This window comes from Maribacter litoralis (assembly GCF_003075045.1).
GTDB lineage: Bacteria > Bacteroidota > Bacteroidia > Flavobacteriales > Flavobacteriaceae > Maribacter > Maribacter litoralis.
In genome coordinates this window covers 223,407-236,328 of the sequence record NZ_QCZD01000004.1, presented here as the reverse complement: position 1 = coordinate 236,328, position 12,922 = coordinate 223,407, and the positions used below count along the sequence as shown (strand labels likewise).

The following is a 12,922-nucleotide window of genomic DNA, read 5'->3' as shown; positions in this document are numbered from 1 at the left end:
TTGATTTTATCTTTTTATAAATATAAAAGGATAATTTTGAGGCCAGTAGAAGACCGGCATAGACGAGTAATGTTAGTAGGTATTGGGACATATACAAAATAACGAATAAGTAAGTTAATTCTTACATTTTAAATATGCATTTCATCGAAAAAATAGAAGCTATTCGATGAAATGCATTTTACATTCTTTTGTTATGCCATTTAAATAGGGGAGATGTTGGTCTTAACTATAAAAAGTCATCTACCTTTTTATACGCTTCAATTACTGCCAATTCCCCTTCTTTACCGTCTCTAGAATTACCATGTTCCATACCAAGAATGCCATTGTACCCTTGTTCATGAATCCATTTAAATACATTATGGTAATTTATTTCTCCGGTAGTAGGTTCTTTTCTGCCAGGGTTATCGCCTATTTGAATGTATGCAATTTCAGACCACGAAGCTTCCATATTCGGTATTAGGTTACCTTCTTGTATTTGCTGATGATATATGTCAAATAAAATTTTACATGAAGGCGAATTGACCGCTCTACAGATTTCAAAAGCTTGTGGAGAATCGGTTAAAAATAGTCCTGGATGATTTCTTAAGTTCAAAGGCTCTAGCACCATTGTGATTTTATGCGGCTCCAACAAAGCTGCTGCTTGCCTTAGGCTTTCTACAACATTTGCAGTTTGGTAGCCCATTCTTAATTTCAGGTCAACATGACCGGGTACAACAGTTACCCATTTGGCATTTACGCGTTTGGCAACTTCTATCGAATTTTTAATATCATTTAAAAATTCTTCTCTTTTTACCTGGTCTCCAGATGCCAAATTAGGCGTTTTCCAATGTATCTCATGAGCAACAAAAACTCCCATTTCCAGACCACGTTCCTTCATGGTCTTTGCCATTTTTTCCTGTTGTTCTACTGGGCGTTTTCGCATTTCATTATCTTCAAATGCGGTATAACCTTGGTCGGCCATAAAGTTCAATTGATCAATAGGGTCTTCGCCAGCAAGATGTTTAAACATACCTAAATGGGGCGCATACTTAAGGTTGTATGTATGAGCCTTTGATTTTGAGTTTAAGGTATTTGCATATGATAAGGTATTTCCTATTGAAATTGCACCTGTAGTCAATGCAGTTTTTTGAATGAAACTTCGTCTTTTCATGAGTGGTTTTTTTAAAGTAAAAAGCCAAGAGCTATAAAAAATATATACTCTTGGCTTTTTACAATTAGAATGTTATTTAGTTATAAAGACCATGCCTGACCAGCTGTAAGTTCTTGCATATCTCCACATGCTATGTACTCACCAGGCACAGGCAAATAAGCCAATACTTCTTCGCCAACATATTCAGAAGCTTTATAGCCCCATATAGTCATACCTCTTAAGTTATTGGCAAATGCAAATCTTGATATTTCATCATCTATTTCTGCAGTAGTGCCTTCAGAGATTGCTTTAGTGTAACTATTTATGGTCTCGAACATTTCTGCTTGCTGCTCTTTAGTATACTTTAAAGAACTAGCTAAAACAGGTTCAAGATCTTCGGTAGTCAAATCTTCAGCTTTTTCCTTACCAGAATCTGCCAATGCTTTATCTATGAATTTATTCATCGACATTTTAAGGAAATCTTGTTGTTCTTTTTCCATTACGTCTTGTGCAAATTTGTCGATAAAAACATCTACCTGTACTTCGGAAGCAGAAGGTGTATCGGTTTTAGGTAAAATAATATCTACCAATTTGGTTAATACGTTTCCTTCGGTTTGAGCTAGAAACTCAGGTGTCCAAGTTACCGCTGGTTCACTTTTACAACTTTGTACGATCGACAATAAGGTTGGGGTGGCCACCATATATCCAAGTGACATGCCCATATTTTTTAAAACGCGTCTTCTATCCATTATATGTTTCCTTTTTTAAGTTCTTGAACTGCATGGTTTGCAGCTCTGGCCGTAAAGGCCATATAGGTTAGGGAAGGGTTTACGCAACTTGCCGAGGTCATAAAAGACCCGTCTGTTACATAAACATTCGGTACATCATGAAGTTGGTTATTACCGTTAAGAACAGATGTTTTTCTGTCTCTACCCATACGGGCGGTACCCATTTCGTGAATACCTAAGCCTAAGGCACTTTCATTATCATACCCTTTAACATCTCTTAATCCTGCTTTTTCAAGCATTTCTACAGCAGATTCAAGCATATCTTTTCTCATTTTTAGCTCGTTCTCCTGTAGTTCAGCATCAAAAGTAACCGTAGGTAATCCCCAATCATCTAATTTATCATAATCTAGGGTAAATCTATTGTTCTCATAAGGTAGTACTTCTCCAAAGCCCATCATACCAAATGTCCATCCACCTGGTTTTAAAACAGCTTCTTTTAAATCTTTACCGTATGATAGCTCGGCAATGGTTTCTTCCCAGTTACCTCTAGAAGCTCCACCTTGGTAGCCAAATCCTCTTTTATAATCTCTGTCAGAATCACCACCTAAATTTCTAAATCTTGGAATATAGATACCACTTGGTTTTCTTCCTTTGTAATATTTATCATCAAAACCATCAAATTTACCCGATGCACCAACTTGTAATTGGTGGTCCATTATGTTACGGCCCAATTGATCAGATGCATTACCCATACCGTTAGGGAATGTATCGGATTTAGATTGCATTAGTATAGATGTAGAAGCAATAGCAGAGGCACATAAGAAAATTACCTTAGCCTTGAACTCAAAAGTTTCTTTCGTATTTGCATCAATCACTTTTACGCCTGTTGCTTTCTTTGTATCTGGATCGTACATTACTTCATGTACAATAGAGTCTGGTCTTAATGTCATATTACCAGTAGCTTCCGCTGCCGGTAAGGTTGATGATAAACTACTGAAGTAAGCCCCAAAAGGACACCCTCTAATACATCTATTTCTAAATTGACATTTACTTCTACCGTCAAATTGTTTGGTGCCTGTAATGTGTGCAGTTCTACCCGCTGTTACCACACGACCGTCGAAATTCTCTGCAACTTTTTCCCTAAACTCTTGTTCAACACAGTTAAGTTCCATCATTGGTAAAAACTTTCCATCGGGTAATTGCTCTAGACCTAAGTTCTCACCACTTACACCTATATACTCCTCTACTTTATCGTACCAAGGTGCTATATCTTTATATCGTACTGGCCAATCTACGGCAATACCTTCTTTTTTGTTTGCCTCAAAATCAATATCGCTTAAACGGTAACTTTGACGCCCCCATTGTAAAGAACGACCACCTAAATGGTAGCCTCTCATCCAATCAAATCGTTTGGTTTCGTTATACGGGTGTTTAAGGTCATTAACGAACCACATATGGCTAGCTTGATTTGTAGTGTAGCCGGTTCTGTTCTGTTTAGGTTGTTGTGCTATGATTTCCTTGGTAGGTTGCCCTGCATTTGGAAAATCCCACGGATCCATATTTGCCGTCTCGTAATCTTCAATATGTTTTACCATACGACCACGTTCTAAAACCAGTGTTTTAAGACCGGCCTCGCATAATTCTTTCGCGGCCCAACCACCACTAATTCCGGTTCCTACAACTATAGCGTCATAGGACTCCTGCTCTTCATTGTAATAAAATTTGCTCATAAAAGTTGTTTAATCTCTAAATTTATTAAATATTAAATTAATTCTATACATTTATTGTCCATTCTTCTTGCGAAATTCGCTAAAATATGCATCTTGCATATGCGATAGATTTAGTCATAATTTTAACGCAAACGATTGAGATTAGAATTCAAACAACAACAAACAACCAAAAATGAAAACAAACAAATTTATTAGAATTGCTGCAGCAGTATGTATTGGAGTCTCGTTATTAGGAATTTACTCCTGTAAGGAAACGAAAAAAGAAAAAGTGGATAACGCAGAAGTAGTAGAAGAAACAAGTAATGCCGAACCCTTTTTTGATTTATCATTAGCACAGTGGTCTATGCACAAAATGATCAGGGAAGATGGTGTAGATCCGTACTCTTTTGCCGAAAAAGCAAAAAATTGGGGTTTTACAGGGTTAGAGTATGTAAGCCAATTGTACAATCCAGAACTTGAAAAAGCAAACTACTCTGAAGAGGCAATGGCTAATTTTGTTGCCAAATCAAATGCCGAGGCTGAAAAACACGGAATGAAGAATGTGTTGATCATGATCGATGGTCAAGGTAATTTAGCGGTCGATGATGAAGCAGAAAGAAATGAAACTGTAGAAAAGCATAAGAAATGGGTAGATGCCGCTGCTGCTATGGGGTGCCATGCCATAAGAGTAAACCTTAATGGAAGTGATGTACCAGAGCAATGGATTAAGAATTCTGTAGACGGATTAACCAAATTAGCCACCTATGCTAAAACCAAGAACATTAATATTTTGGTAGAAAATCATGGGGGACTTTCATCTAACGGTGAGCTTCATGCTGAGGTAATGAAAACCGTTAATATGGATAATTGCGGTAGCCTACCCGATTTTGGTAATTTTTGTATAGAACGTAAACCAGATAGTTGGGATTGCCTAAAGGAGTACGATAAGTATAAAGGCGTTAAAGAGCTAATGCCATACGCAAAAGCAGTTAGTGCAAAATCCAATAATTTTGATGCCAGCGGGTATGATACCGGCATAGACTATGTTCAAATGTTACAAATAGTTAAAGATGCTGGGTATACCGGTTATATCGGTGTAGAATATGAGGGCTCTGAGATAAGCGAAGAAGACGGTATTATTGCGACTAGAGATTTATTGCTTAAAGCTGCAAACGAAATAGAATAATCTTTAGGATATGATTTATGGACGCTTTTTTTAATGAAATTTTCGACTATAATTTTCACTGTAACAAAAAACTGATCGAACAATGTTTGGTGATGAACACGGTACCGCCAAACACCGTTCGGCTGTTCAGTCATATATTAAATGCGCATCATATTTGGAACGCTAGAATTTTGAATAAAGCTAGCGAATTTCAAATTTGGCAAGAGCATGAGGTAAAAGATTGGGCAGATATTCATTACGAAAATCAGCGAACTTCTTTTGATATAGTTTCTAATGCCGATAATTTCGATAAGCGTATTGATTATGAGAATACCGAAGGGCGTTTATTTACAAATACCTTGCAAGATATTCTATTTCATATCATAAATCATTCTACAAATCATCGAGGGCAAATTGCCGTAGATGTAAGAGAAAATGGGGAAGAGCCAATTGGCTTCGATTATGTTTATTATAAAAGATAAATGAAAAATAAAGTCAGGGTACAACTTTGCTTTATGATGTTTTTAGAATTTTTTATTTGGGGTGCTTGGTTTGTTACACTAGGTACTTTTTTAGGAAATAATCTAAGAGCGACAGATGGCGAAATAGCATTGGCATTTTCTACACAATCATGGGGAGCTATTATTGCTCCCTTTGTAATTGGGATAATAGCTGATAGATATTTTAACGCAGAAAGAATTTTAGGAATTTTACATGTTCTTGGGGCTGTTCTAATGTATTTCATGTACCAAAGTACCGCATTCGATGGTTTCTATATTTTGGTATTGGCGTATATGATATTGTATATGCCGACCTTGGCATTGGTTAATTCGGTGTCGTTTAACCAAATGAAGAACCCTGCCAAAGAGTTTTCTATGGTTCGTGTTTTTGGCACTTTAGGGTGGATCATCGCCGGTCTTTCCATTAGTTATATATTCCACTGGGATCAAGGCGAGAATATTGGGCAAGGCTTACTTAGAAATACGTTTTTAATGACTGCTATAGCATCATTAATATTGGGGGTTTTTAGTTTTACCTTACCAAAAACGCCTCCAAGGGCAGCAAGTACCGGAGATGTCAATATTAAAGAAATATTAGGTTTAGATTCTTTGAGTTTATTTAAGGATAAGAACTTTTTTATATTTTTTATTTCTTCGGTCTTAATATGTATTCCATTGGCTTTCTACTATCAGAACGCTAATCCCTTTTTGGTAGAGATTGGTATGAACAATCCCACAGGTAAAATGACATTAGGGCAAGTTTCAGAAATTGCATTTATGTTGTTGCTACCATATTTTTTCACAAAATTCGGGTTCAAGAAAACTATTCTTGTTGCTATGGCAGCTTGGGTCGTTCGTTATTTGTTATTTGCATTTGGCGATGTCGATGAACTTGGTTTTATGCTGATTGTTGGTATTGCACTTCACGGTATATGTTATGATTTTTTCTTTGTTTCCGGACAAATTTATACAGACAGTAAAGCAGGCGATAAATTTAAAAGTTCTGCCCAAGGTCTTATTACATTGGCAACTTATGGAGTAGGTATGCTAATAGGTTTTTGGGTGGCAGGAAAAATATCGACTGCATATCTAATAAATGATGGAGAACATCTTTGGCAAACCATTTGGTTGTATCCTGCTGGTTTTGCGTTAACTGTATTTATTTTATTCGCTATTTTCTTTAAAACGGAAAAAATAGATTACCAGTCTTAGATAAATTCTTTAATTTAAATGCCTCAAATTTTTAATGGTTTAAGAACCTAACAGATTTAATAAATAATATTTTACAATTTAAACAACAACAAAAATGCCAAAGAAAATACGATTAGGAATATTAGGTGGAGGAGGAGATTCTCTTATTGGAGTTTTACATAGAGTAGCTTCTTTTATAAATGATAATTATCAAATTACCGGAGCTGTTTTTAACCCGGATCATGAAGATAGTATAGCTTTTGCTAAAGAAATAGATGTACCTCTTAATAGGATTTACAAAGATTTTGATACGCTTATTGAGGAGGAACTAAAGTTGCCAGAAGATGAACGTATACAGGTGTGTTCTATACTTACCCCCAATTTTTTACACTACCCAATGGCAAAGAAGTTATTGGATAATGGCTTTAGCGTGATTTGTGAAAAACCAATGACCACTACATTGGAAGAAGCTAAAGATCTGCAAGAAGCACATGCCAAAGCAGGAACTGTTTTTGCCCTAACACATACCTATACTGGGTACCCAATGGTACGCCAAATGCGCGAGATGATAAAAGCAGGCGCCTTAGGTAAAATACATAAGGTTGATGCCGTTTATTACCAAGGGTGGATCAATACCATTATACACGATAAAGAGAAAAGATCTTCTGTTTGGAGATTAGATCCTAAGAAAGCGGGTATTAGTTCATGCATGGGAGATATAGGTGTTCATGCTTTTAATATGGTAGAATATACTACGGGATTAAAGGTTAAAGAGTTACTTTGTGATTTCAACTACCTTTATGAAGATAACCAAATGGATGTTGATGGTACCGTGCTTATTCGCATGGGAGATCATGTAAAAGGGGTAATTAGAGGTAGCCAAGTAGCTACAGGTGAAGAAAACGGACTTGCCATTAACATTTATGGCGAAAAAGGAGCGTTTAGATGGGAGCAAGAACGACCTAACTTTTTGTATAAGTTAAGTGATACCGAACCTACGCAAATTTACAAGCCAGGGCACGCATATAATTCTGAATTGTCATTAGATGGTACAAAACTACCAGCTGGTCACCCAGAGGGTATTTTTGATTCTATGGCCAATATTTATAAAGGTGTTGCAAAGGCTATTAGAGGAGAAGATTATAATGATGGTGAATTCCCAACCATGGCAGATGGTGTTCGTGGAATGAACTTTATTGAAGCAACGGTTGAATCTCACAAAAGTGGTAACAATTGGGTCGCATTAGAAAACTAAAATAATAGAAGAGTAAAAAAAAGAGTCGCATTTTGCGGCTCTTTTTTATTTTATTTATTTCTGATCAAGAATGCACTTTTTTAAATTCCTGACATACTACGATCATACTTTCCCTGGGTTCTCTTTCAAATTTTGCCAGCTCTCTGGTAAAAAGCTCCCAATGGTATTTTTTCCAGTAGTCCAATGACTTATCTCCATTTGCTTCCAGTTGGGCATAAGCTGTATCAATACTAAAATAAGGCTTTAGTGTAACTGCCGTTGTTGCAATAATACATTGTGCTTCACCGCTGTAATCTGTTACAACAATATAATCCCCTATTTTCGGTAATGGTTCATGACGGTTCTGTAACCCTAACAATGCATATGAGACAGCCTTTTTGACTCCGCTTTTAATTAGATGTGCATTTTCGTTGGCGTCAATTTCATTATCGCCAAAATACATGGTTTTAGGGGTTTCATGAAAAACATCCTCGAGGTGGTTTTTTAAATAACTTCCCCACATGTTCCTGGCCGATGCATTCTCCATAAATTGATATTTTATTTGTTCTATAGGATTTAGTAAACGCTATTCTTTATAATAAATTTTAGTACAGTTGAAATTTACTCGCTTTATATGTTCTGTACCATGATTTTTGCTTTTTTCAAAATAGGAGGGACATTAAATGTATTCGGTTGTTATTTGATCAAAATTATGTTTTTTGTACGGTATCTTATGATATCACTACAATCCTAAGAATATTCAAGTCTATAATACATTTAAAAATACGGGTGTTTAAGCCCTTCTCTGTTAATTCCTTAGCATTCCAGAGGAAGATAATTTTAGTTTTAACACAATTTGGTCCAATATTTCGCTTTGATTCATAGGCTAATTTTTATCTTTTTCTGATGGTATTCCCTATATTTATGGCAAATCTCTAATGTATTGAGTGGAACTCCGTACAATTCTTAAATATAAGATAATTTGGCACATATAAAGTGTCTTTTTCAACAACTAAATCAAACAACAGATAGTATATTTTTATGAAAACAATTAAAGGACCAGCCGTATTTTTGGCACAGTTTGTAGATAGCAAAGCCCCTTTTAATTCTCTGGACGGAATGTGTAAATGGGCATCTGACCTTGGGTATAAAGGTATTCAGATTCCTACTTGGGAAAGTTTCCTGATCGATTTGGATAAGGCTGCTGAAAGTCAAACCTATTGCGATGAGCTCAAAGCCAAAGTAAACTCTTACGGATTAGAGATAACAGAACTTTCGACACATCTTCAAGGACAATTAGTAGCCGTACACCCTGCATATGATCTAATGTTCGATTCTTTTGCACCTGAAAATGTTCATGGTAACCCAAAAGCTAGAACAGAATGGGCGGTAGAAACGGTAAAAAAAGCTGCTACGGCCAGTAGACGATTAGGGTTAAATGCCCATGCTACTTTTTCTGGATCTCTGTTATGGCATACCATGCATCCTTGGCCACAACGACCAGCAGGTCTAGTGGAAATGGGTTTTGAAGAGTTGGCAAAAAGGTGGACACCGATATTAAATCATTTTGATAAAGAAGGTGTAGATGTTTGTTATGAAATTCACCCAGGTGAAGATTTGCATGATGGTGATACCTTTGAACGTTTTCTAGAAGCTACCGGAAATCATAAAAGAGTAAATATTCTTTATGATCCAAGTCATTTCGTATTACAGCAGTTAGACTACATTACCTATATCGATCATTACCATGAGTTTATAAAATCTTTTCACGTAAAAGATTCAGAGTTTAATCCTACAGGTAAAAAAGGTGCTTTTGGCGGTTATAACGACTGGGGCGATAGAGCCGGTAGATACCGTTCTTTAGGTGATGGGCAAATAGATTTTAAGACGATTTTTTCTAAATTGACCCAATACGGTTGCGACGTTTGGGCAGTTATGGAATGGGAATGTTGCATAAAAAGTCCTGAACAAGGAGCTCGTGAAGGAGCTAAGTTTATACAAGATCATATTATAGAAGCTACAGAAAAAACTTTTGATGATTTTGCCGGTGCAGATATTGATAAGGAAATGTTGAAGAAAATGTTAGGACTTTAAAAACGAGGATATATGAAGAAGTTATTAGTAAGTACCGCTTGTTTATTGGCAGTGGTAGCATGTAAGGAAGAGAAGAAGGAGAAAGTTGAAACCGCTGTGGTAGAAGAGGTTAAAGCGGTTGAAGATGAATGGGAAGTGTTGTTTGACGGTACTTCGTTAGATCAATGGAAAGAGTTTAAAACAGACGGAGTAAGTGATGCTTGGCAAATAGAAGGTGATGCTTTGGTGTATACACCACCAGCTGAAGGTGAAGAGCAAAAGAACCACGATCTTGTAACTAGAAAAGAGTATACCGATTTTGTATTAACACTAGACTGGAAAATCTCTGAAGCAGGCAATAGTGGTGTATTCTGGGGTGTAAGTGAAGATGAAAAATTTGGTACGGGATACCAAACAGGTCCTGAAATACAAATTTTAGATAACGATAAGCACCCAGATGCCAAGGCTGGTACAACACATCAAGCAGGGGCTTTGTATGATATGGTTGCCCCGGCTAAAGATGTCACTAAGCCGGTAGGTGAATGGAATACCATGGTAATTACCGTTAATCATAAAGAAAACAAGGGTAGTGTAACTTTAAATGGTACTGAAACGGTATCATTTCCGGTAGCTAATGATGAGTGGGATGCTATGGTTGCCAAGTCTAAGTTTGCCGGTTGGGACGGATTTGGTAAGTATACTACTGGTAAGATCGGATTGCAAGATCACCACAATGTAGTATCGTTCAGAAATTTAAAAATCAAAGAACTTTAAGAGCGTTTTAATATGAAAAATAAATATACAATATTGGCACTTGTTGCTGCCTTAGGGGTGGTATCATGTCAAGAAAAAGTTCCGGCAGATGTTGTTGGCACTATGGATGCTAAAGTAAAGGATAGTGTAATCGTTTATGAGGAGTACATGGGCGATGAACCTACAAAGCCAGAGGAAACTGAATTTTATGAGCCTAAAGTGCCGGTGGTAAAACCTGGTGAAAAAGGGTCTGCACCTAGTGATGCTATCGTGTTATTTGATGGTACAAGTCTTGATAATTGGATAAGCACTAACGATAGTACGGCAGCCAAATGGCATTTGAACAAAGATGGTAGTATGACGGTTAATGATAAAACCGGAAACATACAGACCAAACAGAATTTTGGCGATATACAATTGCACATTGAATGGAAATCTCCATTACCTGTGCAGAGAGAAGGGCAAAATAGAGCCAATAGTGGTGTGTTTCTAAACGGTATTTATGAAGTACAAGTTCTTGATCAAAATGATAATCCTACTTATGTAAACGGACAAGTAGGTTCCATTTATAAACAACATGTGCCTTTGGCGATGGCTTCGGTACCAACTGGTGAGTGGAACACTTACGATATTATTTATCATGCACCAGAATTCAATAAAGATGGCGGTAAAATTAAATCTGGCGATATTACTGTTATACACAATGGCGTGTTGGTACAGGACCATGTGGAGATAAAAGGTACGACCCCTTACGTGGGCTGGCCAAAAAACCCACCTCATGGTAAAGGTCCTTTAATGTTACAGGATCACGGTGATGACAGCCGTGTAAGTTATCGTAACATCTGGGTAAGGGAACTATAATTAAAAATTGACATTATAATTAAGGGGTAAACAAGAGTTTAGTATTGTTTGCTCCTTCTTTACATATATAGGGTAACAGGTTATATATTAGATTTTTCAATTACCTTACCTTTGTCTTAATCTTAAAAAGTATTTATGATTCAATCCATGACCGGTTTCGGAAAGCATGTAGTTCAGTTACCTAACAAAAAGATTACTGTTGAAATAAAATCTCTTAATAGCAAGAGTATTGATTTAAATGCACGTATGCCTTCCAGTTATCGTGAAAAGGAATTAGAACTAAGAAAACTAGTAGCTAACTCTTTATTGCGTGGTAAGGTAGATTTTAACTTGTACGTTGAGCTTACCGGTAATGAAACTTCTACCCAGGTGAATGAGATAGCCGTAAAACAGTATATGGATCAATTAAAGAATATTGCTTCCGGTGATGACCTTAGATTGTTGGAAATGGCTTTGCGTTTTCCAGATGCTATGAAAACGGATAAAGAGGATATTGATGAAGAGGAGTACAAAGCGATCAAGGAAGCTTTGGTCGGAGCTTTGAAAGAAATCAATGAGTTTAGGTCTGAAGAAGGTAGCGTATTGGAAAAGGATTTTCTTGATAGAATAGCTTCTTTAAAAAAATTATTAGAAGAAGTAATCGCTATTGATCCAGATAGACAAGCTACGATAAGGGAACGCTTAGAGAAAGCCGTGCAAGACATTAAGGCAGATGTTGATGCCAATAGGTTTGAGCAAGAGCTTATTTACTACTTGGAAAAGTATGACATTACCGAAGAAAAAGTACGACTTGCAAATCACTTGGATTATTTTAGTAAAACATTACGTTCAGATGATAGTAATGGTAAAAAACTAGGCTTTATATCTCAAGAAATAGGTCGTGAAATCAATACGATTGGTTCTAAAGCCAACTTTGCCCCAATGCAACAGATTGTGGTACAAATGAAGGACGAGCTAGAAAAGATTAAAGAACAAATGTTAAACGTATTATAGATGAAAGGCGGTAAACTAATCATTTTTTCTGCACCTTCGGGTAGTGGTAAAACCACCATTGTTCGGCATTTATTGTCACAACCTGAGTTGAATTTGGCTTTTTCGGTATCCGCTACTTCCCGTCCAAGAAGAGGAAAAGAAAAAAACAAGGAACATTATTATTTCATGTCGGTATCAGAATTTAAGAATCATATTAAAAATGATGATTTTCTGGAGTGGGAAGAAGTCTATAGAGATAATTTTTATGGTACGCTTAAAAGTGAGGTAGAGCGTTTATGGGCAGAAGGCAAGAATGTTATTTTTGATATTGACGTAGTGGGCGGTTTAAGAATCAAAAAGAAGTTTCCCGAACAAACGTTAGCGGTATTTGTTAAGCCACCTAGTGTAGATGAGCTAAAGATCAGACTTAAAAAACGTAGTACCGAAAGCGAAGATAAAATCAACATGCGTATAGCAAAAGCATCGGTAGAACTGGCCACCGCACCTCAGTTCGATAAAATCATTAAAAATTATGATTTGGATGTAGCCCTAAAAGAAGCTGTTGATTTGGTTGCTGATTTCATTTCTGAAGACAAAGCATAATATG

13 protein-coding genes are annotated in these 12,922 nt (G+C 36.6%); 9 read left to right on the top strand and 4 right to left on the bottom strand.

Annotated elements, in window-relative coordinates; genetic code table 11:
- Positions 1–226 precede the first annotated feature (226 nt).
- The 3 genes from DCS95_RS16655 to DCS95_RS16645 all read right to left on the bottom strand — a co-directional run bounded on the left by DCS95_RS16655 (position 227) and on the right by DCS95_RS16645 (position 3,587).
- A complete protein-coding gene (locus DCS95_RS16655) occupies positions 227–1,150 on the bottom strand; it encodes a hydroxypyruvate isomerase family protein (RefSeq protein ID WP_116771926.1) in 924 nt (307 codons plus the stop codon).
- Positions 1,151–1,230: 80 nt separating this feature from the next.
- The gene (locus DCS95_RS16650) at positions 1,231–1,878 is read right to left on the bottom strand and encodes a gluconate 2-dehydrogenase subunit 3 family protein (protein WP_116771925.1); all 648 of its coding nucleotides are present in this window, start codon (positions 1,876–1,878) and stop codon (positions 1,231–1,233) included.
- On the bottom strand, positions 1,878–3,587 hold the full coding sequence (locus tag DCS95_RS16645) for a GMC oxidoreductase (RefSeq protein ID WP_116771924.1): 1,710 nt from the start codon (positions 3,585–3,587) through the stop codon (positions 1,878–1,880). Before DCS95_RS16645 ends, DCS95_RS16650 begins: the two co-directional genes overlap by 1 nt.
- Positions 3,588–3,759: 172 nt before the next feature.
- Here DCS95_RS16645 and DCS95_RS16640 point away from each other — a divergent pair, with 172 nt between their 5' ends.
- From DCS95_RS16640 to DCS95_RS16625, 4 genes are all read left to right on the top strand, one after another.
- Positions 3,760–4,752 carry a sugar phosphate isomerase/epimerase family protein gene (locus DCS95_RS16640; RefSeq protein ID WP_116771923.1) on the top strand — a complete coding sequence of 331 codons (993 nt, stop codon included), beginning with the start codon at positions 3,760–3,762 and terminating at the stop codon, positions 4,750–4,752.
- Between the two features lie 17 nt (positions 4,753–4,769).
- On the top strand, positions 4,770–5,213 hold the full coding sequence (locus DCS95_RS16635) for a DinB family protein (protein WP_116771922.1): 444 nt from the start codon (positions 4,770–4,772) through the stop codon (positions 5,211–5,213).
- Entirely contained in the window at positions 5,214–6,443 is a 1,230-nt protein-coding gene (locus DCS95_RS16630) for a nucleoside permease (RefSeq protein ID WP_116771921.1), read from the top strand.
- A gap of 94 nt (positions 6,444–6,537) precedes the next feature.
- Positions 6,538–7,677: a Gfo/Idh/MocA family protein gene (locus tag DCS95_RS16625; RefSeq protein ID WP_116771920.1), complete on the top strand. Its 1,140-nt coding sequence runs from the start codon at positions 6,538–6,540 to the stop codon at positions 7,675–7,677.
- Between the two features lie 64 nt (positions 7,678–7,741).
- Here the strand turns inward: DCS95_RS16625 and DCS95_RS16620 are convergent, their stop codons facing one another.
- Complete coding sequence (locus DCS95_RS16620) at positions 7,742–8,203, bottom strand: ASCH domain-containing protein (RefSeq protein ID WP_116771919.1); 462 nt, start codon at positions 8,201–8,203, stop codon at positions 7,742–7,744.
- A gap of 494 nt (positions 8,204–8,697) precedes the next feature.
- On the opposite strand from DCS95_RS16620, the gene DCS95_RS16615 reads away from it, so the two are divergent.
- The 5 genes from DCS95_RS16615 to gmk all read left to right on the top strand — a co-directional run bounded on the left by DCS95_RS16615 (position 8,698) and on the right by gmk (position 12,918).
- Positions 8,698–9,750 carry a sugar phosphate isomerase/epimerase family protein gene (locus DCS95_RS16615; RefSeq protein ID WP_116771918.1) on the top strand — a complete coding sequence of 351 codons (1,053 nt, stop codon included), beginning with the start codon at positions 8,698–8,700 and terminating at the stop codon, positions 9,748–9,750.
- Between the two features lie 12 nt (positions 9,751–9,762).
- Entirely contained in the window at positions 9,763–10,503 is a 741-nt protein-coding gene (locus tag DCS95_RS16610; RefSeq protein ID WP_116771917.1) for a 3-keto-disaccharide hydrolase, read from the top strand.
- 12 nt (positions 10,504–10,515) lie between these two features.
- Complete coding sequence (locus DCS95_RS16605) at positions 10,516–11,343, top strand: 3-keto-disaccharide hydrolase (RefSeq protein ID WP_116771916.1); 828 nt, start codon at positions 10,516–10,518, stop codon at positions 11,341–11,343.
- A gap of 135 nt (positions 11,344–11,478) precedes the next feature.
- Positions 11,479–12,336 (top strand): YicC/YloC family endoribonuclease, encoded by an 858-nt coding sequence (locus DCS95_RS16600; RefSeq protein ID WP_116771915.1) that lies wholly within the window; start codon positions 11,479–11,481, stop codon positions 12,334–12,336.
- The gene (gene gmk, locus DCS95_RS16595; RefSeq protein WP_116771914.1) at positions 12,337–12,918 is read left to right on the top strand and encodes a guanylate kinase; all 582 of its coding nucleotides are present in this window, start codon (positions 12,337–12,339) and stop codon (positions 12,916–12,918) included.
- Positions 12,919–12,922 lie beyond the last annotated feature (4 nt).

Coding starts and splice junctions, on each gene's coding strand:
- DCS95_RS16655 (WP_116771926.1), bottom strand. CDS start 1,150: ATGAAAAGACGAAGTTTCATTCAAAAAACTGCATTGACTACAGGTGCA.
- DCS95_RS16650 (WP_116771925.1), bottom strand. CDS start 1,878: ATGGATAGAAGACGCGTTTTAAAAAATATGGGCATGTCACTTGGATAT.
- DCS95_RS16645 (WP_116771924.1), bottom strand. CDS start 3,587: ATGAGCAAATTTTATTACAATGAAGAGCAGGAGTCCTATGACGCTATA.
- DCS95_RS16640 (WP_116771923.1), top strand. CDS start 3,760: ATGAAAACAAACAAATTTATTAGAATTGCTGCAGCAGTATGTATTGGA.
- DCS95_RS16635 (WP_116771922.1), top strand. CDS start 4,770: ATGGACGCTTTTTTTAATGAAATTTTCGACTATAATTTTCACTGTAAC.
- DCS95_RS16630 (WP_116771921.1), top strand. CDS start 5,214: ATGAAAAATAAAGTCAGGGTACAACTTTGCTTTATGATGTTTTTAGAA.
- DCS95_RS16625 (WP_116771920.1), top strand. CDS start 6,538: ATGCCAAAGAAAATACGATTAGGAATATTAGGTGGAGGAGGAGATTCT.
- DCS95_RS16620 (WP_116771919.1), bottom strand. CDS start 8,203: ATGGAGAATGCATCGGCCAGGAACATGTGGGGAAGTTATTTAAAAAAC.
- DCS95_RS16615 (WP_116771918.1), top strand. CDS start 8,698: ATGAAAACAATTAAAGGACCAGCCGTATTTTTGGCACAGTTTGTAGAT.
- DCS95_RS16610 (WP_116771917.1), top strand. CDS start 9,763: ATGAAGAAGTTATTAGTAAGTACCGCTTGTTTATTGGCAGTGGTAGCA.
- DCS95_RS16605 (WP_116771916.1), top strand. CDS start 10,516: ATGAAAAATAAATATACAATATTGGCACTTGTTGCTGCCTTAGGGGTG.
- DCS95_RS16600 (WP_116771915.1), top strand. CDS start 11,479: ATGATTCAATCCATGACCGGTTTCGGAAAGCATGTAGTTCAGTTACCT.
- gmk (WP_116771914.1), top strand. CDS start 12,337: ATGAAAGGCGGTAAACTAATCATTTTTTCTGCACCTTCGGGTAGTGGT.